Origin of the sequence: Microbacterium sp. OVT16B (assembly GCF_019969705.1) — a bacterium.
Taxonomy (GTDB): domain Bacteria; phylum Actinomycetota; class Actinomycetes; order Actinomycetales; family Microbacteriaceae; genus Microbacterium; species Microbacterium natoriense.
Map to the genome: position 1 here is coordinate 2703726 of NZ_JAHXZA010000001.1, position 23691 is coordinate 2727416.

At 70.2% G+C, this 23691-nt stretch carries 21 protein-coding genes and 1 riboswitch; of the genes, 11 read left to right on the top strand and 10 right to left on the bottom strand.

What is annotated here, in order from left to right; genetic code table 11:
* Positions 1 to 143 precede the first annotated feature (143 nt).
* The 5 genes from LC438_RS12885 to mfd form a co-directional block, all read right to left on the bottom strand.
* Positions 144 to 3092, bottom strand: a complete 2949-nt coding sequence (locus LC438_RS12885) for an aminotransferase (protein ID WP_223586788.1) — start codon at positions 3090 to 3092, stop codon at positions 144 to 146.
* The gene (locus LC438_RS12890) at positions 3089 to 3694 is read right to left on the bottom strand and encodes a gamma carbonic anhydrase family protein (RefSeq protein WP_105676176.1); all 606 of its coding nucleotides are present in this window, start codon (positions 3692 to 3694) and stop codon (positions 3089 to 3091) included. Before LC438_RS12890 ends, LC438_RS12885 begins: the two co-directional genes overlap by 4 nt.
* 71 nt (positions 3695 to 3765) lie before the next feature.
* Positions 3766 to 3927, bottom strand: coding sequence for a hypothetical protein (locus LC438_RS12895; protein WP_181155944.1), 162 nt, complete (start codon positions 3925 to 3927; stop codon positions 3766 to 3768).
* A gap of 48 nt (positions 3928 to 3975) precedes the next feature.
* On the bottom strand, positions 3976 to 4359 hold the full coding sequence (locus LC438_RS12900) for a hypothetical protein (protein ID WP_223586789.1): 384 nt from the start codon (positions 4357 to 4359) through the stop codon (positions 3976 to 3978).
* A 1-nt stretch (position 4360) separates the two neighbouring features.
* Positions 4361 to 7933, bottom strand: coding sequence for a transcription-repair coupling factor (gene mfd / locus LC438_RS12905; protein ID WP_223586790.1), 3573 nt, complete (start codon positions 7931 to 7933; stop codon positions 4361 to 4363).
* Between the two features lie 56 nt (positions 7934 to 7989).
* Here mfd and LC438_RS12910 point away from each other — a divergent pair, with 56 nt between their 5' ends.
* On the top strand, positions 7990 to 8553 hold the full coding sequence (locus LC438_RS12910; protein WP_223586791.1) for a GNAT family N-acetyltransferase: 564 nt from the start codon (positions 7990 to 7992) through the stop codon (positions 8551 to 8553).
* Positions 8554 to 8628: 75 nt separating this feature from the next.
* On the opposite strand, the gene LC438_RS12915 is transcribed toward LC438_RS12910, so the two are convergent.
* From LC438_RS12915 to LC438_RS12930, 4 genes are all read right to left on the bottom strand, one after another.
* Positions 8629 to 9801, bottom strand: a complete 1173-nt coding sequence (locus LC438_RS12915) for a lipid-transfer protein (protein WP_223586792.1) — start codon at positions 9799 to 9801, stop codon at positions 8629 to 8631.
* On the bottom strand, positions 9798 to 11252 hold the full coding sequence (locus tag LC438_RS12920; protein ID WP_223586793.1) for a class I adenylate-forming enzyme family protein: 1455 nt from the start codon (positions 11250 to 11252) through the stop codon (positions 9798 to 9800). Before LC438_RS12920 ends, LC438_RS12915 begins: the two co-directional genes overlap by 4 nt.
* A gap of 74 nt (positions 11253 to 11326) precedes the next feature.
* Positions 11327 to 12445: a DUF5938 domain-containing protein gene (locus LC438_RS12925; protein ID WP_223586794.1), complete on the bottom strand. Its 1119-nt coding sequence runs from the start codon at positions 12443 to 12445 to the stop codon at positions 11327 to 11329.
* Positions 12446 to 12455: 10 nt separating this feature from the next.
* Positions 12456 to 13256, bottom strand: coding sequence for an SDR family NAD(P)-dependent oxidoreductase (locus LC438_RS12930; protein WP_105676165.1), 801 nt, complete (start codon positions 13254 to 13256; stop codon positions 12456 to 12458).
* Positions 13257 to 13408: 152 nt separating this feature from the next.
* Between LC438_RS12930 and LC438_RS12935 the strand changes: the two genes are divergently transcribed.
* The 7 genes from LC438_RS12935 (at position 13409) to LC438_RS12965 (ending at position 19105) form a co-directional block, all read left to right on the top strand.
* Positions 13409 to 14023 (top strand): TetR/AcrR family transcriptional regulator, encoded by a 615-nt coding sequence (locus LC438_RS12935; protein ID WP_223586795.1) that lies wholly within the window; start codon positions 13409 to 13411, stop codon positions 14021 to 14023.
* A gap of 46 nt (positions 14024 to 14069) precedes the next feature.
* Positions 14070 to 14933 carry an Fpg/Nei family DNA glycosylase gene (locus LC438_RS12940; RefSeq protein WP_223586796.1) on the top strand — a complete coding sequence of 288 codons (864 nt, stop codon included), beginning with the start codon at positions 14070 to 14072 and terminating at the stop codon, positions 14931 to 14933.
* A gap of 67 nt (positions 14934 to 15000) precedes the next feature.
* Positions 15001 to 15144, top strand: a riboswitch (FMN riboswitch).
* 52 nt (positions 15145 to 15196) lie between these two features.
* Entirely contained in the window at positions 15197 to 16240 is a 1044-nt protein-coding gene (gene ribD, locus LC438_RS12945) for a bifunctional diaminohydroxyphosphoribosylaminopyrimidine deaminase/5-amino-6-(5-phosphoribosylamino)uracil reductase RibD (RefSeq protein WP_223586797.1), read from the top strand.
* Entirely contained in the window at positions 16240 to 16878 is a 639-nt protein-coding gene (locus tag LC438_RS12950) for a riboflavin synthase (RefSeq protein WP_223586798.1), read from the top strand. The genes ribD and LC438_RS12950 overlap by 1 nt, the downstream gene beginning before the upstream one ends.
* Positions 16875 to 18137, top strand: coding sequence for a GTP cyclohydrolase II (gene ribA, locus LC438_RS12955; protein ID WP_105676156.1), 1263 nt, complete (start codon positions 16875 to 16877; stop codon positions 18135 to 18137). Before LC438_RS12950 ends, ribA begins: the two co-directional genes overlap by 4 nt.
* Positions 18134 to 18607 carry a 6,7-dimethyl-8-ribityllumazine synthase gene (gene ribH / locus LC438_RS12960; protein ID WP_223586799.1) on the top strand — a complete coding sequence of 158 codons (474 nt, stop codon included), beginning with the start codon at positions 18134 to 18136 and terminating at the stop codon, positions 18605 to 18607. Before ribA ends, ribH begins: the two co-directional genes overlap by 4 nt.
* Before the next feature lie 138 nt (positions 18608 to 18745).
* A complete protein-coding gene (locus LC438_RS12965) occupies positions 18746 to 19105 on the top strand; it encodes a Fe-S protein (protein WP_223586800.1) in 360 nt (119 codons plus the stop codon).
* A gap of 165 nt (positions 19106 to 19270) precedes the next feature.
* On the opposite strand, the gene LC438_RS12970 is transcribed toward LC438_RS12965, so the two are convergent.
* Positions 19271 to 20257: a LacI family DNA-binding transcriptional regulator gene (locus LC438_RS12970; RefSeq protein WP_105676150.1), complete on the bottom strand. Its 987-nt coding sequence runs from the start codon at positions 20255 to 20257 to the stop codon at positions 19271 to 19273.
* 156 nt (positions 20258 to 20413) lie between these two features.
* On the opposite strand from LC438_RS12970, the gene LC438_RS12975 reads away from it, so the two are divergent.
* The 3 genes from LC438_RS12975 (at position 20414) to LC438_RS12985 (ending at position 23649) form a co-directional block, all read left to right on the top strand.
* The gene (locus LC438_RS12975) at positions 20414 to 21331 is read left to right on the top strand and encodes a carbohydrate ABC transporter permease (RefSeq protein WP_105676186.1); all 918 of its coding nucleotides are present in this window, start codon (positions 20414 to 20416) and stop codon (positions 21329 to 21331) included.
* Position 21332: 1 nt separating this feature from the next.
* Positions 21333 to 22223, top strand: coding sequence for a carbohydrate ABC transporter permease (locus tag LC438_RS12980; protein WP_181155942.1), 891 nt, complete (start codon positions 21333 to 21335; stop codon positions 22221 to 22223).
* A gap of 64 nt (positions 22224 to 22287) precedes the next feature.
* Positions 22288 to 23649 carry a sugar ABC transporter substrate-binding protein gene (locus tag LC438_RS12985; RefSeq protein ID WP_223586801.1) on the top strand — a complete coding sequence of 454 codons (1362 nt, stop codon included), beginning with the start codon at positions 22288 to 22290 and terminating at the stop codon, positions 23647 to 23649.
* The last annotated feature ends 42 nt before the right edge of the window (positions 23650 to 23691 follow it).

The window sequence follows — 23691 nt, forward strand, 5'->3', positions numbered from 1 at the left end:
AACGCAAGGGGTCGGAGTCCGGGTCGTCCGACGTTGAGGATCAGTATGTACCCATCCATTCCTCAGCGCGACCCCTAGAACTGATTCGAAACACGCAGTTAACATGACGGAACGGCACGGGATTCGAAGGGGTGGGTCAGCGACTACCAGCCTTCGCGCAGCACCCTGTCCAGCATCCGGACCACATGGTCGGCACTCGCGGCGGTCAGGCACAGGGGCGGCTTGATCTTGAGGACGTTCGAGCGCTCCGAGGTCGTGAGCACGATCACGCCCAGCTCGCGGAGCCGCTCGCAGATCGCGGCGGCCTCCGCGGCGGCGGGCTCCATCGTCTCCCGGTCGCGGACCAGCTCGACCCCGAGATAGAGCCCCTCCCCGTGCACCGGTCCGACGAGCGGATGCCGGTCGCCGAGGTCTCTGAGCGCTGAGGCGAGCCGCTCTCCGATCTCCAGGGCGTTGCGCTGCAGATCGTCCTCGACCATCGCGTCGAGCACGGCGATGCCGACCCGACAGCTCAGCGTGCTGCCGCCGGCGGAGGAGAAGAACTGCCCCTGCGCGGCCAGGGCGTCGGCGACCGCGGCGGAGGTGATCACCCCGCCGATCGGGAACCCGTTGCCCATGGGCTTGGCGATCGTGACGATGTCGGGGAGCACACCTGAGCGTTCGAACCCCCAGAAATGGCGACCCGTGCGGCCGAATCCGACCTGCACCTCATCGGCGATGCACAGACCGCCGGCGGCGCGGACGAGCTCGTAGGCGCCGGCCAGATACCCGTCCGGCAGGAGCACCCCTCCCGCGTTTCCGAGGATCGACTCGCACAGGAACCCCGCGACGTCCCTCCCCTCGGCGGCGAGCATCTCGATGTCGGCGGCGAGATCCGCGAGATAGCGTTCGGCCGTGCCGTTGCCGCGGTAGGTGCCGCGGAAGACGTTCGGCACGTCGGCGACGTGCACCCACTCCGGGCGGGTGCCGACGGCATCCGGGTTGTCGTATGCGCTCGTCGTCACGGCATCGCTGGCCATGGTCCAGCCGTGATACGCCTCGCGCAGCGCCACGATCGACCGCCGACCCGTCGCGGCCTGAGCCAGGCGCAGCGCGAGGTCGACCGCCTCCGAGCCGCTGTTCACCAGCAGGACCGTGTCGAGCTCGCTCCCCTGCGGCATGAGCGCGAGCAGTCTCTCGCTGTACTCGGCGAGCTCGCGGAACAGGAAGCGCGAGTTCGTGCCGAGCGTGCGCAGCTGCCTGTTCGCCGCCTCGGCGACGCGCGGATGACCGTGCCCGAGGCCCGCCACGTTGTTCACCATGTCGATGTAGGCGCGGCCCGTGGTGTCGACCAGGTGGTGCCGCCATCCGCGTTCGATCTGCGGAGGATGCTCGTAATAGCGTTCCTGCGCGCTGGCGAACAGTCGTTCCCTGCGGCGCAGCTCGGCGGCGGACTCGTCGTGCTGCACGAGAGACGCGAGGCCGAGCAACGGGGCGGGGTCGGCGGTGAGACGGCTCCACGCCGCGACGCGGTCGGGAGCGACGAGCGCGGCTCCCGCCGAGGCGTCGGCTGGAGGCTCCGGCGCGTCCTCGCGCCGCGCGCCGATCGCGATCGTTCGCGCATCATCGGAGGCCGCGAGCGCGCCGATGCGCTCCCCCGCCCGCACCTCCCGAGGGGCGAGCCCGTCGATCCGCACGCCTCGGATGCCGAGCACCCATCCGCCATCGAGGACGATCCACGCCCCGCCCTCGTGCACACTCAGTTCGCCGCCGAGCGGCGCGGCGAGGGCGAGCTCCGCGCCGGCCGCGACGTGGACCTCGGTCTCGACCGGCCAGGTCGCGGCGGCATCCGCCGTGTCGATCTCGGTGCGGGTCAGGCGGAACACTCCGTACGGGAGCACCGCGGCCGACGCCCCCGATGCGAACGCCGCGGCGGCGAGAGCGGCCTCGGCATCCGGATCGAGCCAGAGTCCGGACTCCAGCTCCGCCGACTCCACTCCGGGGTCGAGCACGGCCACAGGGCCGGAGAGCTCGGGGAGCAGCGACGCGAGCGGAGCCGCATCCGTCGCCGCCTCGAACCGCGGCGCATCGAACACCAGACGCGCCCGCACGTGCTCCACGACCTCCCGCAGCGGGATGAGGGTCGCGGCGTCGAAGATCGCCTGTTCACCCGCGATGCGCTCCCTCGCGTAGTCGTTGTCTCCGTCGATCTCGAGCTGACGCCACCCGCTGGCGACGAGCAGGCACGCACGGAGCACGACGAGCGGCCACACGGCACGCGCCTCTTCGTCTGTGAGCGGAGCACGGTCGTGGAACGCCGCGATCGTGTCGAGCACCCGCAGCGGACGGTCCGGCTCGTGATGCAGCATCGACGACGCGCACACGGCGAGCTCCGCGACCCTCCAGCCGAGAGCGAGGTCGCCGAGATCGAGGACGGTGCCCGGGTGCAGGCGCGAATCCGTGCCGCGGGTCCCCGTGACGTTGTCGTCGGTGAGGTCGCCGTGGATCGGCTGCACAGGGAGCGCGGGCCCGAGCTCGGCGACGACGGCCTGCGCCTCGTCGGCGGCCGTACGGACCCGGGCGCGGAGCTCCGTGTCGGTGATCGACGACTCCAGCGCGACGGTCTCCGCATAGGCGACGCGCATGTCCCACATGTGCGCCCTGTCGAGGCCGGGATGCCGGAGAGCGGAGAGCGCCGTCACGGAGGCCGCGGCCAGCGCCCCGAATTCGGCCAGCACGACCGGAGCGAAATACCCCGCATCGACCATCGGCTCGCCCGCGGCGAACTCGCTGCGGCGCACCGCGAAGCCCCGCCAGCGCTGCGTGAGCTCGCCGTCGAGCCCTGGCAGCACGGCGGGCACCGAGACGCCGACGCGACGGTAGGCGTCCAGCGCCGCGTGCTGCGCGTCCCGCGCCTCGTCGCCGAAGACCGGGTTGTCGACGCGGAGCACGCTGCGCGCCCCTCCGGCCTCGGTCAGCACGAAGTTGCGGTCCTGATTGCTGCCGAGCTCGCTCGCCGTCGCGTCGAGGCCGTAGCACTCGCGCGCGATCGTGGCGGCATCCTGCTCTGTGACGGCGGGCCTGACCAGGCCTCCGCCCTGTTCCGCGCTCATGCGTCGCGGACCTCGGTGTCGTCGGCGTGCCGCGCGAGGGAGCTGCCGTAGCGCTCCGTGAGCTGCACCATGAGATCGGGGGTGTCGCGGTCGACCCCGAACACGTGGCCGGGGAAGTCCAGCTCGGGCTGGGCGGCGGCGATCTCCGCCTCGCGGTCGGGCGAGAGCAGCTGGACCGGATCGCCCACCGCGACCCAGCCGATCGGGACGACGGCGCCCGCGGGGAGGACCGCCCTGCGGTGCACGATCGCGTTGACGCGCACCTCGCAGCGGTCGCCGATCAGCGCGCCGTTGAAGATGCGGGCCCCCGAGGCGAGGAAGACCTCCTCGCCGACCGTGGCGCCGGCGATGCTCGCGAGCGTGCCGACGAGGGTGTGCGCCCCGATGTGCACCGCGTTCGCGGCGGTCGCCCTGATGAGCGCGTTCTCCATCACGATCACGTGCTCGCCGAGCGTGATCGGGCCGCCCTCCGCGGTGATCACGGCTCCGTGCAGCACTTGGCAGTTCGGGCCGATCTCGACGTCTCCGGAGATCACGGCTGTGGGAGCGACGACGGCGGTGTCATGGATCCGGGGCCGAGCCCCGAGGTGCTCGTACAACATGCCGCCAGACTAGTGCGACGGACGGACGGGCGTGCACGATTCCCCCGCAACCGGGGTGCGGCAGGTGGGTTTCACCTCGCTCCCCCGAGCACGGCTTCGGAGCGGCGGATCGACACCCCGTCGGCATCCCGCTCGTCCTCGGCGTGTCGCGCCCCTGCTCCGAAGTTGTGCTCCGCCGGTCCCGGACGGGGGTGTCGGTGAGAGAGGGGTTCGCGGTCGAGGTCGACAGCCACGGGCAGACGGGAGCCTTCCGGGTCAGCGTCGCACCGGCAGGCTGACGACTACTCCCGCGACGACCCCACGCGAGGCCGCATCATCGCCGCGACGACGGCGGCGACGACCGCGGGTAGGAAGGCGAACCCCACGGTGGGTGCGCCGAGGAAGGCGACACCGAGGAGCAGCCCCGCCGATACGAGACTCACGACCGGCCACCACCTCCCGCGGACCAAGGCGGGGATCAGCGCGATGACGACCGGGACCGCCACGACGAGCAGCATGATCGGACCGTTGTACTGCCAGATGCTCAGGGTGCTGGTGCTCTCGTCCCCCGCGGAGTCCGTGCGCACCACGGTGTAGCTGGGCAGGAAGAGCACGAGCGCCCCGGCGACGGCCGCCAGCACCGTCGACAGCACCTGCAGCGCGCGCTTGACGCTCAGCCGCCCCACGTCAGTCCCGCTGACCGGCCGCGACCGGCTCGGGGAAGAGCGCGGTGAACAGCTGCGCCACCCACTCCAGCAGGGCCTTGTCGGCGAGCGGCTCCAGCCCGACGCCGACGGCGGCGGGCACGGTCGGCATGGGCACGACCAGCGCCTCTCCCCCGCCGACGAGCTTCGCCTTCGGGTAGAGCCGCTGCATCCGCACCTTGATCGAGTCCTCGAAGCGCGCCGGGGCGATCCGCAGGTTCGACCCCATCGTGACGACATCCGTCAACCCAGCCCTCGCGGCACGACGGCGCAGGCGGGCGATGGCGATCAGCCCCTCGACCTCCTCGGGCAGAGTTCCGTAGCGGTCGGTGAGCTCGGCGATGACGAGGTCGATCGCCTCGTCCTTCGCCGTCGCGGCCGAAGCCGCCGAGAGCTTCTGATACGCCTCCAGGCGCAGTCGCTCGCTGTCGATGTAGAACTCGGGGATCCGCGCGTCGAGCGGGAGCTCGAGCCGCAGCTCCTGCCCGCTCTCGACCTCCTCGCCGCGGAACGTGGACACGGCCTCGCCGATCATGCGCAGATACAGGTCGAAGCCGACGCCCGCGATGTGTCCGGCCTGCTCCGCGCCGAGCATGTTGCCCGCGCCGCGCAGCTCCAGGTCCTTGAGGGCGACCTGCATGCCGGAGCCGAGGTCGTTGTTCACGGCGATGGTCTGCAGCCGGTCTGCCGCCGTCTCGGACAGCGGCTTCATGTCGTCGTAGAGGAAGTACGCGTAGGCGCGCTCGCGGCCGCGGCCGACCCGTCCGCGGAGCTGGTGCAGCTGGCTCAGACCGTACTTGTCGGCACGGTCGATGATGATCGTGTTGGCGTTTGAGATGTCGAGCCCGGTCTCGATGATCGTCGTCGAGACGAGCACGTCGAACTTGCGCTCCCAGAAGTCGTCGACGACCTGCTCCAGCTGGTGCTCCCCCATCTGGCCGTGCGCCACGGCGATGCGGGCCTCCGGCACGAGCTCGGCGAGCTCCGCCGCGACGCGCTGGATCGACTGCACCCGGTTGTGCACGAAGAACACCTGGCCCTCACGGAGGATCTCCCGGCGGATCGCGGCCGCCATCTGCTTGTCGCTGCGGGGTCCGACGAAGGAGAGGATCGGATGCCGGTCCTCGGGCGGCGTCGCGAGAGTGGACATCTCGCGGATGCCGGTGACGGCCATCTCGAGCGTGCGCGGGATCGGCGTGGCGCTCATCGCGAGGATGTCGACGTTCGTCTTCATCTTCTTCAGCGCGTCCTTGTGCTCGACGCCGAAGCGCTGCTCCTCGTCGATGATCATCAGGCCGAGGTCCTTGAACATCACCTGGTCGGTGAGGATGCGGTGCGTGCCGATGACCATGTCGACGGTGCCGTCGAGGAGGCCGTCGAGCGTGAGCCGGGCCTCCTTGTCGGTCTGGAAGCGCGACAGCGGACGCACCTTGACCGGGAATCCGGCGAAGCGCTCGGTGAACGTCTCCAGGTGCTGCTTGACCAGCAGGGTCGTCGGCACGAGCATGGCGACCTGCTTGCCGTCCTGGATCGCCTTGAACGCCGCACGCACCGCGACCTCGGTCTTGCCGAAGCCGACGTCGCCCGACAGCAGCCGGTCCATCGGGATGGGCCGCTCCATGTCGGCCTTGATCTCGTCGATCGTCTGCAGCTGGTCAGGAGTCTCCGCGAACGGGAACGCCTCCTCCAGCTCACGCTGCCAGGGCGTGTCGGGGCCGAACGCGTGCCCCTTGGCCCCCATGCGCGCCGAGTACAGCTTGACGAGCTCGACCGCGATGTCGCGCACGGCCTTGCGCGCCTTGCCCTTCGCCGCAGCCCAGTCGCTGCCGCCCATCTTCGACAGCGTCGGGGCCTCGCCGCCGACGTACTTCGAGAGCGAGTCGAGCTGGTCGGTCGGGACGAAGAGCTTGTCGCCAGGGTAGCCGCGCTTGGACGGCGAGTACTCCAGCACGAGGTAGTCGCGCACCGACTTCGTGGCGTTGCGGCCTCCGGTGGAGACCTCCCGCTGCGTCATCTCCACGAAGCGGCCGATGCCGTGGGTCGAGTGCACGACGAAGTCGCCCGGCTTGAGCTGCAGCGGATCGACGACGTTCTTGCGCCGCGAGGCGAGCTTCTTGACGACGCGCTGGTCGCCGCCGATGGTGCGGCCGTAGAACTCGTTGTCCGTGAGGACGGCGAGTTTCGCCTCCGGCACCTGGAACCCGGCCTCCACCGACCCCGTGACGAGGGTCGCGACCCCTCCGTCAGGCAGGCCGGTGAGGGAGTCGACGACGCGGGCGGCGATGCCGCGGTCGGAGAGCACGTCGCGCGCGCGGTCGACGAGACCGGCGCCGGTCGCGATGACGACCACGCGCCACCCCTCCGAGACCCGGGCGTCGACGAAGGAGATCGCGCCGTCGACGTTGCCGTGGAAGGACGGGATCACCACGGCATCCGCGGTGTCGACGTCGGCGTCGCCGATCGAGAACGGGCTCAGCCGCCACAGGACGCCGCCGCGGTCGCGCACGACCTCGCGGAGCTCGGCGATGGTGAGGAAGTCGCCCGCGCCCAGGTCGATGGGGGCGGAGGCGCCCGAGGTCGCCGCGCTCCACGCGGCATCGAGGAACTCGCGGTTGGTGTCGCCGAGCGTGATCGCGCGTGCGGTCGAGCGCTCCGGGTCGATGATCGCCGTCACACTGCCCTCCGGCAGGTACTCGACCAGCGACTTGAGCGGACCCGCGACAGCCGGCAGCAGCGACTCCATGCCCTCGACAGGGATGCCCTCGGCCATCTTCTCGAGCATGCCCGCGATGGCGGGGAACGCATCCTTGAGCGCACGCGCGTTGTCGCGCACGTCCTGCGTGAGGAGGAGCTCTCGGCTCGGCTGCAGGTCGACGAGATCGACGTCTCCCGGCAGCGAGCGCTGGTCGGCGACGGAGAACGCGCGGATCTGGTCGATCTCGTCGCCGAAGAACTCGACGCGGTACGGATGCTCGGAGATCGGCGGGAACACGTCGAGGATGCCGCCGCGCACGGCGAACTCGCCTCGGCGCGACACCATGTCGACGCGCGAGTAGGCGCGCTCGACGAGCTGCTCGGCGACCGTGTCGAGCTCGTTGCCCCTGCTGCCGATCCTGAGCTCGAGGGGGGCGATCTCGCCGAGGTTGCCGGCGATCGGCTGGAGTGCCGCGCGCACGGAGGCGACGACGATCAGCGGGTGATCCCCCGTCCACTCGGCGATGCGGCGAAGGGCCTGGAGGCGCTGGCCCACCGTGTCGGGGCTGGGGCTCAGCCGCTCATGCGGCAGGGTCTCCCACGCGGGGAAGGTGAGCACCTCGGCGTCCGGCAGGTAGGCGCCGAGAGCGGCGGCCAGGCTCTCCGCACGACGCCCCGTGGGCACCACGGCGAGCGCCGCCGCCGTCTGGCCCGCCGCACGACGCTTCTCGAGCAGCCCGCCGAGCACCGGGGCGTCGAGTCCGTCGACGAGGCCGAGATCGGCGTCGGTCTGCGCCCAGCTGAGGGCGTCACGATACAGAGACGCCTCTTCCAAGGCGCGCAGAATCCCCGGAACAGTCACCGGACAAGCTTAGACCGGGGCCTCCGACATCGGGTCGGCGCGCATAGGATGCCGGGATGGAACCGGTCACCCTCACCACCGATCGTCTCGTCCTGCGCACGCCCACGGAGGCGGATGCCGAGGCGATCGACCGCGCCTGCCAGGACCCGGAGATCCCACGCTGGACGACGGTGCCGAGCCCGTACACGCGCGAGCACGCGGACGGGTTCATCCGGATGATCGCCGACGGCTGGGCGGAGGAGACGGGCGCTGTGTGGGGCATCCGGGCGGACGACGCGTTCCTCGGCGTCATCAGCCTCGACGGATTCACGCCGCAGGTCGGCGGCGCGCACGCCGAACTCGGCTATTGGATGGCGCCGGAGGCCCGCGGTCGCGGATATCTGATCGAGGCGGGTCGCGCCGTGGTCGAGTGGGGTTTCGCCGAGCTCGGACTCGCCCGCATCCAGTGGCAGGCGGTCGTCGGCAACATCCCCTCCGCACGTGCGGCCAGGGCGCTCGGGTTCCGCTACGAGGGCCTGCGTCGCCAGGCCCTGACCAGCCCGCGCGGGCGAGATGACGGCTGGACCGCCGGCCTCCTCCCCTCCGACGACCGCACGCCCGTGCCCTGGCCGATCCTCTGACCCTGCCCGCCGTGAGGGGTCGCTGAATGCCGCATCACCGCCCCCGCATCCGGCAGATGCTGACCCCTCACGCGGTCAGACCCGCTCGTACAGCGTGACGACGCACGCGCTGCCGAGGCCGAGGTTGTGCTGGAGCGCGAGAGTGACGTCGTCGACCTGACGGTCACCGGCCATGCCCCGGAGCTGCCACACCAGCTCTGCGCACTGCGCGAGCCCGGTCGCCCCGAGAGGATGACCCTTCGAGAGCAGCCCACCCGAGGGGTTTGTCACGACCTGTCCGCCGTACGTGTTCTGCCCGTCGAGGATGAAGCGCTCGCTCGTGCCCTCGGGCGTGAGGCGCAGCGCCTCGTAGGCGAGCACCTCGTTCGTCGTGAAGCAGTCGTGCAGCTCCACGACCCGCAGGTCGCGCGGATCGACGCCGGCCTCCTCGTAGACGGCATCCGCGGCGCGCTGCGCGATCGATGCACCGACGAGCGCCATCGCGTCTCCGCCGAACGTGTCGGCTCTGTCGCTCGTCATCGCCTGGGCTCGGATGCGCACCGAGGCGTCGAGTCCGTGCGCCCGCGCGAACTCCTCGGTGCAGAGCACCGCTGCGGCCGCACCACAGGTCGGCGGGCAGCACTGCAGCCGCGTGAGAGGCCCGTACACGTGCGGTGAGGCGAGCACCTCCTCCACCGTGATCGGATCGCGGAACACGGCGTAGGGGTTCGCGGCGGCGTGCCGACGGGACTTGACCGTGACGTGCGCGAAGACGGCGGGATCCATCGCGTACCTCTCCGCGTACGCCGCCCCTGCGTCGCCGAAGAACTGCGCGGCCGGTGGCGCATCGGAGGCGCCGCGATGCGCCACCCGCGACTCGGTGAACCGCCACAGCGAGTCCGGGCGGTCGTCGTACATGCTGCCGATCGCGCCCCGGGCCATCTGCTCGAACCCCACGACGAGCACGCAGTCGGCCGTGCCGGAGAGGATCGCCTGGCGTCCCAGCCACAGCGCGCTCGATCCGCTCGCGCAGTAGTTGTTGACGTTGAACACGGGGACCCCCGTCGTCCCCACCCCGTAGACGGCCGTCTGTCCGGCCGCCGTGTCGGCGTAGACGTACCCCGCGTACACCGCGTCCACGGCGTCGAGTCCGATGCCGGCATCCGCCAGCGCCTCCCGGATCGCCCGCTCCCCCATCACGTCGTACGACGCGGTGCGCGAGGGCGTGACGAACGGGATCATCCCGACGCCGGCGACGACGACGCTCACGACGCGACCCGCAGCCCGCGGCGGAGCGCCGGCTTGTCGATCTTTCCGACCGGGTTCTTGGGGAGCTCGTCGAGGACGGTGATGCGAGCGGGGCACTTGAACGACGCCAGGATGCCGCGCGCATGCGCGTCGAGCTCGTCGGGCGTGGCCGCGGCGTCCGCGCTCAACGACACGAACGCGACGGGGATCTCGCCCAGCACGGGATCCGGTGCGCCGACGACGGCGGCCTCCCGCACGTCCGGATGCGTGTAGAGCGCGTTCTCGATCTCCTTGGGGTAGAGGTTCTCTCCCCCGCGGATGATCATGTCCTTGATGCGGTCGACGATCTGCAGGTAGCCGTCCTCATCGAACCGGCCGAGGTCGCCGGTGCGCAGCCATCCGTCCACCACGGTCCGCTCGGTCTCCTCCGGGCGCCCCAGGTACCCGGCCATGACGACGGGGCCGGCGATCACCACCTCGCCGACCTCGTCCGACGCCAGGTGCCGGCCGTCCTCTCCGATCACGGCGACGCGCTGGCCGGGCAGCGGGAGACCGACGGTTCCGGGCTTGCGGGTTCCGTGCAGCGGATTGATGGTCGAGGCGCAGGTCGTCTCGGAGAGCCCGTAGCCCTCCACGATCGTGACGTCGAACCGCTTCTCGAAGCGCTCGATCGACTCGGCCGGCATCGGCGCCGCGCCGCACACGGCGAAGCGCAGCGACGAGGTGTCCGGCCGCACGTCGTCGGGCAGAGAGGAGAGCAGCGCGTAGATCGCCGGCACGGCGGAGAAGTAGGTGGGGCGCAGCCGCTCGACGTCGGCGAAGAACCTGTCGCGTGAGAAGCGCCCGGTGATGCTGACCTGACCCCCTGCGCGCAGCGGGGTCAGCGTGCCGAGCACGATGCCGTTCGCGTGGAACAGCGGGAGCACGAGGAGACTGTGGTCGGCGGGTCCGAGCTCGAACCACTCCACGAACGACGCGGTCATCGCGTCGAGGTTGGCGTGGGTGAGCATGACGCCCTTCGGGCTCCCGGTCGTTCCGCTCGTGTAGATGAGGAGCGCGAGATCGTCGGTCGTCGTCAGAGGATCCCCGAGGACGCGGTCCCCCGCTGCGAGCTCGTCGAGGAGGACGGAGGGGACACCGAGGTCGCGCGTGCCGTCTTCCGCGACGACCAGCACCGCGCCGGCATCCGCGACCTGATACGCCGCCTCCGTCTGCCCGAGGACCGGATTGATCGGCGTGACCGCCGCTCCCAGCCGCCACGCGGCGAACAGCGCGACGATCAGCTCGACCCGGTTGGGCAGTGCCAGGGCGATGACGCTGCCGGCGCGAACACCGCGCGCGTGCAGCGCTCCGGCCGCGGCCTCGACCCTGGCGAGGAGGTCGGCGTTGCTGAGCTCGACGGCGTCGTCGCGCAGGCTGGGCGCCGCCGGGGCCTCGGCGGCGCGGACGGCGGGCAGTGCGGCGAAGTGCATGGATGCTCCAGAGGGATCGAGGGTGCCTGCGGCGGGGCGCCGCGCCGGGGAGGCGCGGCACCCCTGTGGGGTGGTCACACCCGGGTGACCACGGGTTCGGCGACGAGGCCGAAGGCACGGAGCTGCCCCAGCAGCTCGTGGTGCCCGAACGCCTGGCACGCCGAGGCGAATCCCACCCGGCGGGGCGCCTCCTGGATCAGCGAGAACGCGGCGAAGGCCTGCAGCAGTCCGGTCTGCTTGTAGTTGCTGTTGCCGTGGATCACCACGTGCGACCGACCGAGCGGACCGGACGCGTGCACCGAGTCGACCGACCTGTTGTAACGCGGGTTCTCACGCGGCGGCATGCTCGCCTGGAGGCCCGCGGCGATGTCGGCCAGCGCCTTCTCCTGCGCCTCCGGCTCGAGCGGCTTGATCTGCTCCTCGAACATCTGCACCGTCAGTCCGACGTTCTCCATCACGGCGCGGTTGAGCACGCCGCCGAAGGAGCGGACGCTGGACACCCGCGGGTCGTGCTGGAACCAGATCGGATGCGACATCCCGCCCCACGGCACCGCGACGGCCTGCTCGTGGTAGCCGGGCACCGTCACGTCGAACTTCGAGAGGTGGTCCCACGCGACGAGCTGGTTCTGCTCGAGGTAGTACCAGTCGGCCTTGAGGATCGTGAAGATGGTCTGCGTCGACGCGAAGGTCGGCAGCCCCTTCCAGAACACGAGGATGTCGAGGGTGTCGTATCCCCCGGGCTCGAGGGCGATGTTGGCCGCGATCTCGCTCGTCGTGTACATGTGCGCGATGCCGGGAGACAGCAGCAGCCCCTTCGCGGCGAACTGCGCACCCCATCTGTCGCGCGCCGCCATCACCCAGTCCTGCTCGCCGGTGGTGTCGGTGTAGTGCGCCCCGATCTGCAGGGCGGCCTCGACGACCTCCGGGCCGAACTTGATGAACGGTCCCACCGTGTTGCAGATCACCGTGGCGCCGTCGAATGCCTCCGCCAGCGCTGCGGCGTCGTTCTCGACGCCGACGATCTCGTAGTCGGCCGTCTCGATCCCCGGGATCTTCTCCACGACCTCGCGGACGCGTTCCGCATCACGCCCCGCGGCCACGAAGGGCACGCCGAGTTCGCGCAGGTACTCGCAGATCAACCGGCCTGTGTATCCGCTGACGCCGTAGACGACGACGGGCTTGTCCGTGCTCATGGTGTTCTCCTCACATCCCCATCGCGCCGTCGATCGACAGCGTCGTCCCGTTGACGAATGCCGAGTCCGAGGAGAGCAGGAACGCGATCCCCGCGGCGATGTCGTCCTCCGTCGCGAGGCGCCCCGATGGCGTCAGGCCGACCACGGCGGTCACGGCGTCCTGCGCCGAGGGGAACAGCCCCAGCCGTTCCATGTCCCCGGCCAGCTGCGCGCCCATCGCGTTGGGGACGAGCCCTGGGCAGACGGTGTTCACGCGCACGCCGTAGCCGAGACGGCCCGACTCCGCGGCGGCGACCTTGGTGAGCCGCTCGACGGCGGACTTGGATGCCGAGTACGCCGCGATGCCGGGGAAGGCGATGGTCGCCGCCACCGAGGCGATGTTCACGATCGCGCCGCCCGCTCCCGAGCCGTCGTCCTGGCGCATGCTGCGGAAGGCGTGCTTGATGCCGAGCGCCGTGCCCAGGACGTTCACGTCGAGGATCCTGCGCATGTTGGCGGGGTCGAGATCGACGAAGAGGTCGGAGATCTCGATGCCCGCGTTGTTCACGAGGGCATCGAGTCCGCCGAGGGCGTCCAGCGCCTGCGCCGTGGCGGCGCTCCAGGAGGCGTCATCGGTCACGTCGAGGGCCACGAACGTCGCCTGACGTCCGTCTGCCGTGAGCGCCGCGGCGGCTGCCGTGCCGGCCGACTCGTCGACGTCGGCGAGGACGACGGCTGCTCCCCTCTCGGCGAGGACCTGCGCCGTGCGCAGCCCCAGCCCTCTCGCGCCGCCGGTGATCAGGGCACGCGTCCCCGTGAGATCAGTGGTCATGTCGATCCGTTCCTTTCGTCGTTGAAAGCGATGGGGACAGCAGATCAGAAATTTGGACACTTGACAAGGAAAATCTGGACAACTGCCCAAAACTGCCGGTCAGCGCCCTCCGCAGGGCGTATGATCGCTTCACCGAGACCGGAGGAGGCGTGATGGGCGATGCGGCTGTGCGCGCGGAGCGGGCGGGTACCGACAAGTTCGCCGCGCGTCGACGCGAGCTGGCGGATGCCGCGCTGACGGCCATCGCCGAGCGCGGATTCGCCCGCACCGGCCTGCGCGACGTGGCCGCCCAGAGCGAGCTGTCGCACGGGCTGCTGCACTACTACTTCGAGGACAAGGACGATCTGATCGGCCAGGCGATCTGGCAGTACAAGTCGGAGTGCGCGCGGCGCTACGACCCCATCGTCGAGTCGTCGAGGAGCGGAGCCGAGCTCGCCGAGCGGTTCGGCGCAGAGATGGCCTCCACTCTGCGCGACGAGGCCGACATGCACCGGCTCTGGTACGACCTGCGCAATCAGGCCCTGTTCGACGCGGGCTTCCGCGACACCATCATCGCGATCGACGGGCTGCTCAGCGACATGGTGTGGGCCGTCGTCCAGCGCTTCTCCGAACTCGAGGGACGCGCGCCCGTCGTCGATCCGTCGTCGGCCTACGCGCTGTTCGACGGGATCTTCCTCAACGCGCTCATCGCCTATCTGCGCGGAGACCTAGATGCCGTCGAGCACCTGCGCGCCGCCAGCATCCGCCTGCTGCTGAGCGCCGTCTGAGCGTCGCCCCTAGCCGGATGTCGGATGCCGGTGTCAGGATGAGTCCATGCCGGAGATGCCCGAGGTCCAGGGACTGACGACGTTCCTCGCCGAGCGCGCCGTCGGGCGCACCATCACCCGCGCCACGGTGGCGGCGATCTCGGCGCTGAAGACTTACGATCCGCCCATCCACGCACTCCAGGGCGCGGAGATCACGGCGGCGTCCCGCCACGGCAAGTTCGTGGTGCTGACCTGCCGCGACGATCTGCACCTCGCATTTCACCTCGCCAAGGCCGGGTGGCTGCGCTGGTACGACACCCTCCCCACCACGCTGATCAAGCCGGGCAAGTCGCCCATCGCGCTGCGCATCGCCCTCGACGACGGCAGCGGGTTCGATCTCACCGAGGCCGGCACCAAGAAGTCGCTCGCGGTCTACGTCGTGCGAGATCCGCAGGACGTCCCCGGCATCGCCCGGCTCGGCCCTGATCCGCTGGACCCGTCGTTCACGCGCGAGGTCTTCGCCGGCCTGCTCGCGGGGAAGCGGATGCAGATCAAGGGCCTCCTGCGCGATCAGGCCGTGATCGCCGGCATCGGCAACGCCTACTCCGACGAGATCCTGCACGCCGCGCGCATGTCTCCGTACGCGATCTCCGCGAAGCTCGACGACGACGAGATCGACCGGCTGTTCGCGGCGACGCACGCGACGCTGACGGATGCGGTGACCGCGGCCTCCGGCAAGCCCCCCGCTGATCTGAAGGATGCCAAGCGCCGCGGCATGCAGGTGCACGCCCGCCGCGGGGAGGCGTGCCCCGTGTGCGGCGACATCGTGCGGAGCGTGTTCTTCGCCGATCGCTCGATGGAGTACTGCCCGACGTGTCAGACGGGCGGCAAGCCGCTCGCCGATCGCCGCCTGTCGCGGCTGCTCAAGTAGCACCGCGTTCCCTTTCATGTCGCGGAATGAATCTCTGTCAGACGCGTTGAGTACACTCAGAGCATCAACGTGCTCCGGGGTCGGTGTGAATCCGAACCGGCGGTGACAGTCCGCGAGCGTCTCGGTTCCACCGGGATGCCGATCCGGTGGAAATCCGGAACCGACGGTGATGCGAGAGTCATCTCGCTAGTCCGGAAGGGAGGCAGCACGGCGCGCTCGCGCGCGCGTTCTGCATCCCCCGGAGCCTCAGAGGAGGACGACGGATGGCAGTGACCGAGGCTGAGCGCCGCGCGATGGGTCGCGCGCTCGAACTCGCAGCGCAGGGGCCGCGGGGCGTGAACCCGCAGGTGGGCGCCGTCATCCTCTCCCCCGACGGCGACGTCCTCGCCGAGGGCTGGCACCACGGCGCCGGCACCCCGCACGCGGAGGTCGATGCGCTCTCGAAGCTCACGCCGGGCGCCGCCCGCGGAGCGACGGCCGTGGTCACCCTCGAGCCGTGCAATCACACCGGCCGCACCGGCCCGTGTGCCCTCGCCCTGATCGACGCCGGCGTCGCCCGCGTGGTGTACGCCCTCGACGACCCCGGCGCAGTCTCGGGCGGAGGCGCAGAACGGCTGCGGAACGCCGGCGTCCACGTCGAGTCCGGCGAGCAGGCGGATGCCGCGCACGCCCTGATCGACGGCTGGCTCACCGCGCAGCGTCTCGGGCGACCGCACATCACCGTGAAGTGGGCGCAGAGCCTCGACGGACGCGCCGCAGCGGACGACGGCTCCAGCCAGTGGATCACGGGGCCCGCGGCACGCGCCGACGTGCATCGACGGCGCGCGGCCGCCGACGCCATCGTCGTCGGCACCGGGACCGTGCTCGCCGACGACCCCGCTCTCACCGCCCGTGACGGCGATGTCCTGTATCCGCACCAGCCTGTCCCCGTCGTGATCGGCTCGAGGCCGACCCCTGACGACGCCGCGGTGCGCCGGCATCCCCACTCCCCCGTCTTCTACGACACCCGAGACCTGCGGGCCGTCGTGGCCGATCTGCACGCGCGCGGAGTCCAGAGCGTGTTCGTCGAGGGCGGCCCGACCCTCGCGAGCGCTTTCATCGCCGCGGATCTCGCCGACCGGGTGCTCGCGTACGTGGCCCCGGTGCTGCTCGGCGGCCGGCGCCTCGCCCTCACCGACATCGGCGTGCCGTCGATCGACGCGGCCGTGCGCCTCGACATCGACGAGTGGCTGCCGCTCGGAACCGACCTGCTCGCGATCGCTCACCCGGCGACCGCGACCGACGCTCACGACGAAGGAGCTGCCTGATGTTCACCGGAATCATCGAGGAGATCGGCGAGATCACCGCCATCGCACCAGCGGGCGACGGCTGGCGGCTCACGGTGCGCGCCCCGAAGGCCGCGGCGGATGCCGTGCACGGCGAGTCGATCGCGGTGTCCGGCGTCTGCCTGACCGTGGTGGGCTCGACCGCCGACACCTTCGACACCGACGTGATGAAGCAGACCCTCGATGTGGCGGCCATCGGCGGCGCGACCGTGGGCACCCGCGTCAACATCGAGAAGGCGATGCCCGTGGGTGCCCGCCTCGGCGGCCACATCGTGCAGGGCCACGTCGACGGCACGGGAGCCGTGCTGCAGGTGCGCCCCGGCGCGCAGTGGAGCGTGCTGCGGATCAGCCTCCCCGCCGACCTCGCCCCGCTGGTCGTGGACAAGGGCTCCATCTCGGTCGACGGCACGTCGCTGACGGTGAGCGCCGTGAGCGCCCCGTCCGAGGCCGACGCGTGGTTCGAGGTCTCCCTCATCCCGGAGACCCTCGCCGCCACCACGCTGGGCGTGCGCGCGGTCGGCGACCGCGTCAACCTCGAGACCGACGTCCTCGCCCGACACGTCGAACGTCTGCTCGCCTTCCGCGAGCTCGGCGTCGCACAGGAAGGAGGCTCGCGATGAGCCTGTCCACCATCCCCGAAGCGCTCGACGCGCTCCGCGCCGGCCGGCCGGTGCTGGTCGCCGACGACGAGAACCGCGAGAACGAGGGCGACGTCATCCTCTCCGCCGAGCTCGCGACACCCGAGTGGGTCGCCTGGACCGTGCGCTGGTCGTCGGGGTTCATCTGCGCGCCCATGCCCACCGATCTCGCCGACAGCCTGAACCTGCAGCCCATGGTCGCCACCAGCGAGGACGCGCGCTCGACCGCGTACACGGTCAGCGTGGATGCCGCGTCCGGCGTCACCACCGGCATCAGCGCGCACGACCGCGCGCACACCCTGAACGTGCTGGCGAACCCCTCGTCGACCGCGGGCGATCTGATCCGCCCCGGTCACGTGCTGCCGCTCCGCGCGGTCGACGGCGGCGTGCGCGAACGCAGCGGCCACACCGAAGCGGCCGTCGAGCTCATGAAGCTGGCTGGGCTGCGTCCGGTCGGCGCGATCGCCGAGGTCGTCGCCGAAGACGGCAGCATGATGCGGATGCCCGGCCTCCTCGAGCTCGGCGAGCGCGACGGCGTCCCCGTCATCACGATCGAGCAGCTGATCGCGCACCTCAACGAGATCGACCCCGACGGCGCCGTCGCCTCCCCCGGCAGGAGGGTGAGCCTGAGGGCCGATGCGACGGTTCCGACCTCGCACGGCACGTTCCGCTTCCTCGCGTACAAGGACAGGGTCAGCGGCACCGACCACATCGCCGTCGTCTCGGGAGAGCCGACCGAGACCGCGCTGGTGCGCGTGCATTCCGAGTGCCTCACGGGCGAGGCGTTCGGCTCGCTGAAGTGCGAGTGCGGGCCTCAGCTGGACGCGGCGCTCGACGCGATCGAGCAGGAGGGCGGCATCGTCATCTACATGCGCGGTCACGAGGGACGGGGCATCGGGCTCATCAACAAGCTCCGGGCGTACAGCCTGCAGGAGGAGGGGCTCGACACGGTCGACGCGAACCTCGCCCTCGGCCTCCCCGCCGACGCCCGCGAATACGCGGCGGCGGCCGGCATCCTCGCCGATCTCGGCGTGTCGAAGGTGCGCCTGCTGACGAACAACACGGACAAGGTCAACCAGCTGCGCGAGCTCGGGCTCGACGTCGTGGAGCAGGTGCCGCTGATCGTCGGCGTCGGGCCGAACAACCACCAGTACCTCGAGACCAAGCGTGACCGGATGGGTCACATCATCGGAGAGGCGGAGCTCGCAGAGGCTCTCGCCGACGGAAAGGACGACGAATGAGCGGCGCAGGCGCACCCCAGGCCGGGAGCATCGACGGGCGGGGACTCGACGTCGTCATCATCGCCGGTACCTGGCACGACACCATCACGAACGGCCTGATCGCCGGAGCGGAGCGCGTCCTGAACGAGGCGCAGGCGACGCATCGCCTGGTGCGCGTGCCCGGTTCGTTCGAGCTCGCGGTGGCCTCGCAGGCGGCGTTCGCCGGCGGGGCGGATGCGGTGGTCGCGCTCGGCGTGATCATCCGCGGCGGCACCCCGCACTTCGAGTACGTCTCGGCGGCCACGACCGACGGCCTCACCCGGGTATCGCTCGACGCGGGCAAGCCGGTCGGCTTCGGCGTGCTGACCCTCGACGACGAGCAGCAGGGTCTCGACCGTGCCGGCCTCGAGGGCTCCAAGGAGGACAAGGGCGCAGAGGCCGCGGATGCCGCGCTGCGCACCGCGCTCCTCATCAGGGAGCTGCGGGGCTGACGGGCGACGAGGTCGCGCGATCGGACCGAGCGCGCGACCTCGTCGCACAACGGACGACCCCGCAGTCGCGCTCGAAGGCGTGAGCACTGAGGGTCGCCTATCTGGCGCGGAATACCGGTTCCGGCGTACGGTGAGCGCATGGAGATCCTGCGCCACATCGTCCTGTTCGTCCACCTCATCGGATTCGCCGTGCTCTTCGGCTCCTGGGCTGTGCAGGCGTTCGGCGGCACGCGCGAGTTCACACGGCTGATGAGCGTCGGAATGACGATCGCCGCGATCGCCGGTCTCGCACTCGCGGCGCCGTGGGGTCTGCCGGAGGGCGCCGAGATGAACTACGTGAAGATCGGCACCAAGCTGGTCATCCTGCTGATCATCGGAGCCCTGCTCGGCATCGGCACGGCCCGCCAGAAGCGCGGCGACGCCATCGCCCCCGCCGTGTTCTGGCTCGTCGGCATCCTGACCGCCGTCAACGCCGGCATCGCGGCCATCTGGCGCTGACCCCCGACGGCGTAACCCGCGGCATCCGGAGCGGGCGCTCCGCCCCGCCCGCCAGAACTCCGGAGATCGGGCCCGAGCTCCAGGCGTGAACGGGCGCTGTGCTCCGGATAGCCGAGACTTTTCCGGAGTTCTGCACGGCAAGTCCGCGCGGCTCGACGCAGGGGCCTAGTGCCTCCGCGGGGGCGCCGTGCTGCCCCGAACCACGAGCTCGGTGCCGACGAGCGGAGTGTGCCGTCGCTCTCCGCTGTCGAGCTCCGCGAGGAGGGCGTCGACGGCGAGCGCCCCGACGCGCTCCGGATGCTGCTGCACGGTCGTCAGCGGAGGCCACAGCTGCGCGGCGTCCGGCAGCCCGTCGAACCCGACGATGCTGACGTCGCCCGGCACGTCGCGGCCGATCTCGCGGAAAGCCCGCAGCACGCCGATCGCCATCTGGTCGTTCGCCGCGAAGACCGCGGTGACTCCGTCGACCTCTCGGAGGCGGAGACCCGCCGCGTAGCCGGACTGCGCGCTCCAGTCGCCGACCAGGGCGCCGGGGACGTGGAGTCCGCGCGATTCGAGGGTCGCCTGCCAGGCCTCCCGTCGGCGCTCTGCGGAGTAGGACCTCTCCGGACCCGCGACATGCCAGACCGTGTCGTGCCCGAGGTCGAGGAGATGCTCGGTGGCCAGGCGTGCGCCCTGAGCCTGATCGGTGTCGACGAAGGGATGCTCGACCGTGCGGTTCGAGTCGACGAACACGACGGGCAGCGCATCGGGGATCTCCACGTCGGCCTCGTCGAGCTGGTGGGCCTCGATGACGATGATGATGCCGTCGACGGCATGCTCCTCCAGGCGACGGAAGGCGCCGGCGACGGTGTCGCGCGCGCTGGACTCGACCGGGATGAGGGTGAGCGCGTATCCGAGCTGGGCGGCGCGCACCGCGATCGCGTCGAGCGTGCGCTGGTTGCCGTACGAGCTGAACGAGAACATCACGACGCCGATGGTGCGGAATCTGCCCGACCGCAGTGCGCGCGCTGCGCTGTTCGGCCGGTATCCGAGGCGCTGCATCGCCGCCTCCACGCGCTCTCTGGTCGCCGCGCCGACGTAGCCGCGCGCGTTGACGACGCGCGAGACGGTCTGACCGGACACTCCGGCCTCGCGGGCGACGTCCTCCATGGAAGGTTCACGGCGCCGATGCGGCGACTCTGCCGTTTCTGCTGAGGACACGATCACATCCATTCATGTGTTGACGTTGACACACTAACAGTCCATCGCATATGTTGACGTTGACACATGGCGCACCCGACGCCCGAATCAGAGAAGGTCTCGTCGATGACGACAGAAATCACCGCGGCACGAGGTGCGCTGAGCATCCCCCGCCGCGAGAAGCGCAATTGGAACGGCTGGGCGTTCGTCGGCCCCTTCATGGTCGTCTTCGCCCTGGTGTTCCTCACGCCGCTCGCCTACGCGCTCTACCTGAGCTTCTTCCAGGAGAAGCTCATCGGCGGCACGGCCTTCGTCGGCCTGGACAACTACGTGCGAGCGCTCACCGACCCGCAGTTCTGGGAGGCGTTCGGCCGTGTCCTGCTGTTCCTCGTTGTGCAGGTGCCGATCATGCTCGCGCTGGCGCTCGGCGCGGCGCTCGCCCTCGACAGCGCGCGACTGCGGGGAGCATCCTTCTTCCGCATCCTGATCTTCCTGCCTTACGCCGTGCCCGCCGTCGTCGCCGTCCTCATGTGGGGCTACATCTACGGCGACCAGTTCGGCCTCGCCGGCAACGTCAACGACCTCCTCGGATTCGATGCGCTCACGCCGTTCGCGAAGGAGTGGATGCTGGCCTCGATCGGCAACATCGTGACCTGGGAGTTCGTGGGCTACAACATGCTGATCTTCTACTCCTCGCTGAAGACCATCCCCACCGACATGTACGAGGCCGCCTCCCTCGACGGGGCCGGCGCCTGGCGCACGATCTTCTCCATCAAGATCCCCTCCGTGCGCGGGGCGGTCGTCATCGCGACGATCTTCTCGATCATCGGCAGCTTCCAGCTCTTCAATGAGCCCAACATCCTGCGGCCGCTCGCGCCGAACGTGATCACCACGTACTACACGCCCAACATGTACGCGTACAACCTGTCCTTCGCCGGGCAGCAGTTCAACTACGCGGCGACGATCGCCATCATCATGGGCGTCATCACCGCCGTCATCGCCTACGTCGTGCAACTGCGCGGCTCGAAGTCGGAGGTGCGCTGACATGGCTCTCCCCCTCGCCCGCCCGCGGACTCGTCGGAACGACCCCCTGAACCCGCGCAAGTCCAACACGCTCCTCATCGTGATGATCGTGTACGGCCTGTACACGATCATCCCCCTGGTCTGGCTGCTCTTCAGCTCCACCAAGACCCAGTCGGGCCTCTTCAGCTCCTTCGGGCTGTGGTTCGCCGACGACTTCGCCTTCTTCGACAACCTGGCGGCGACCTTCACGTACCGCGACGGCATCTTCCTGCGCTGGCTCGGCAACACGCTGCTGTACGTCGTGGTGGGGGCGGGCGGCGCGACGCTGCTCGCGACGATGGCGGGATACGGTCTCGCCAAGTACCGCTTCCCCGGCCGCCGTGCCGTGTTCGCCGTCGTGCTCGGCGCGGTCGCCGTTCCCGGCACGGCCCTCGCGGTGCCGACCTTCCTGCTGTTCAGCGAGCTCGGGCTCACGAACACGCCGTGGGCCGTGATCATCCCCTCCCTGATCAGCCCGTTCGGCCTCTACCTCATCTGGGTCTTCGCCTCGGAGTCGGTGCCGACCGAACTGCTGGAGGCGGCGCGCATCGACGGCGCCGGGGAGTTCCGCACCTTCTTCACGATCTCGCTGCGCCTGCTGGCGCCCGGCATCGTGACGGTGGCGCTGTTCACGGTCGTCGCGACCTGGAACAACTACTTCCTGCCCCTGATCATGCTCTCCGACCCCGCCTGGTATCCGCTCACCGTCGGCCTCAACCAGTGGAGCTCCCAGGCGATCGGCGCGGGCTCCCAGCCCATCTACAACCTCGTGATCATGGGCTCCCTGCTCACGATCGTCCCGATCGTCATCGCCTTCCTGCTGCTGCAGCGTTTCTGGCAGTCAGGTCTCACCGCGGGAAGCGTCAAGCAGTAGCCTCCCGTCCCCCTCCCTGCAACACCCGGTCCAGAGCTGGACCACCTCCCGAAAGGACACAGCAATGAAGCACCTTCCCTCACCCGCGGTGCGGCGCGCCCTCGCCGTGCTCGCGGCCGGCACCGTCGCCGCCATCGCCCTCGCCGGCTGCTCCGCCGGCGGCGCCTCCGACGGCGGCGGCAGCGCCGCAGGCGACGGCACGTTCGACTCCGTCAAGGCCGCACTCGAGAAGGGCGGCGAGATCACCTACTGGTCGTGGACGCCCTCCGCCGAGGCCCAGGTCGAGGCGTTCGAGAAGGCCTACCCCAACGTCAAGGTCAACCTGGTCAACGCCGGAACGAACAACGACGAGTACACCAAGCTGCAGAACGCCATCAAGGCCGGATCCGGCGCCCCCGACGTCGTGCAGATCGAGTACCAGGCGTTCCCGCAGTTCTCGCTGACGGACTCGTTCGTCGACCTCGCGCAGTACGGCTTCGCCGACTTCGAGGACGACTACACGGCATCCACCTGGGGCTCCGTGACCAGCGACAAGGCGATCTACGGCCTCCCGCAGGACTCCGGCCCCATGGCCCTGTTCTACAACAAGTCCGTCTTCGACGCCGCCGGCATCGCCGTCCCCACCACGTGGGATGAGTACTACGAGGCCGCCAAGGCGATCCACGCGGCGAACCCGAACGCGTACATCACCAACGACACCGGCGACGCCGGCTTCGCGACCTCGATGATCTGGCAGGCCGGCGGCACGCCGTTCCAGACAGAGGGCACCGATGTCACGATCGACCTCCAGGACGCCGGGTCGAAGAAGTGGACCGAGAACTGGAACCGCCTCGTCTCCGAGGGCCTCGTCGCCCCCACCTCCAGCTGGAGCGACGAGTGGTTCCGCGGCCTGGGCGACGGCAGCATCGCGACCCTCATCATCGGCGCCTGGATGCCGGGCAACCTCATCTCCGGCGCCCCTGACGGCTCGGGAGACTGGCGCGTCGCCCCGATGCCGACCTACGACGGCTCGCCCGCCAGCGCGGAGAACGGCGGCGGCGGTCAGGCCGTCACCACCCAGAGCAAGAACCCGGCCCTCGCCGCGGGCTTCCTGTGGTGGCTGAACAACTCCGAGGACAGCATCAAGATCTTCCTCGAGTCCGGCGGGTTCCCGTCGACCAACGCCGAGCTCTCCAGCGACGAGTTCCTCAGCGAGGCGCCGGAGTACTTCGGCGGCCAGAAGATCAACGAGGTGCTCGCGGATGCCGCGAAGAGCGTCGTCAAGGGATGGCACTACCTGCCCTACCAGGTCTACGCGAACAGCATCTTCGGCGACACCGTCGGCCAGTCGTACCAGAACGGCACCGACCTGAACGAGGGCCTCACCGCCTGGCAGGACGCGCTGGTCGAGTACGGCAACGCCCAGGGCTTCTCCGTCAACAAGTAACACCCGGGGCGGGCGCGCCGCACGGCGCGCCCGCCCTCTCAT

Bases quoted from the DNA above. Each gene is read 5' to 3' on its own strand.
- LC438_RS12965 (WP_223586800.1), top strand. From the start codon at position 18,746: ATGGAGATCCTGCGCCACATCGTCCTGTTCGTCCACCTCATCGGATTC.
- LC438_RS12970 (WP_105676150.1), bottom strand. From the start codon at position 20,257: ATGGAGGACGTCGCCCGCGAGGCCGGAGTGTCCGGTCAGACCGTCTCG.
- LC438_RS12930 (WP_105676165.1), bottom strand. From the start codon at position 13,256: ATGACCACTGATCTCACGGGGACGCGTGCCCTGATCACCGGCGGCGCG.
- LC438_RS12950 (WP_223586798.1), top strand. From the start codon at position 16,240: ATGTTCACCGGAATCATCGAGGAGATCGGCGAGATCACCGCCATCGCA.
- LC438_RS12910 (WP_223586791.1), top strand. From the start codon at position 7,990: ATGGAACCGGTCACCCTCACCACCGATCGTCTCGTCCTGCGCACGCCC.
- LC438_RS12920 (WP_223586793.1), bottom strand. From the start codon at position 11,252: ATGCACTTCGCCGCACTGCCCGCCGTCCGCGCCGCCGAGGCCCCGGCG.
- LC438_RS12935 (WP_223586795.1), top strand. From the start codon at position 13,409: ATGGGCGATGCGGCTGTGCGCGCGGAGCGGGCGGGTACCGACAAGTTC.
- LC438_RS12890 (WP_105676176.1), bottom strand. From the start codon at position 3,694: ATGTTGTACGAGCACCTCGGGGCTCGGCCCCGGATCCATGACACCGCC.
- ribH (WP_223586799.1), top strand. From the start codon at position 18,134: ATGAGCGGCGCAGGCGCACCCCAGGCCGGGAGCATCGACGGGCGGGGA.
- LC438_RS12940 (WP_223586796.1), top strand. From the start codon at position 14,070: ATGCCGGAGATGCCCGAGGTCCAGGGACTGACGACGTTCCTCGCCGAG.
- LC438_RS12975 (WP_105676186.1), top strand. From the start codon at position 20,414: ATGACGACAGAAATCACCGCGGCACGAGGTGCGCTGAGCATCCCCCGC.
- LC438_RS12985 (WP_223586801.1), top strand. From the start codon at position 22,288: ATGAAGCACCTTCCCTCACCCGCGGTGCGGCGCGCCCTCGCCGTGCTC.
- ribD (WP_223586797.1), top strand. From the start codon at position 15,197: ATGGCAGTGACCGAGGCTGAGCGCCGCGCGATGGGTCGCGCGCTCGAA.
- ribA (WP_105676156.1), top strand. From the start codon at position 16,875: ATGAGCCTGTCCACCATCCCCGAAGCGCTCGACGCGCTCCGCGCCGGC.
- LC438_RS12925 (WP_223586794.1), bottom strand. From the start codon at position 12,445: ATGAGCACGGACAAGCCCGTCGTCGTCTACGGCGTCAGCGGATACACA.
- LC438_RS12980 (WP_181155942.1), top strand. From the start codon at position 21,333: ATGGCTCTCCCCCTCGCCCGCCCGCGGACTCGTCGGAACGACCCCCTG.
- LC438_RS12885 (WP_223586788.1), bottom strand. From the start codon at position 3,092: ATGAGCGCGGAACAGGGCGGAGGCCTGGTCAGGCCCGCCGTCACAGAG.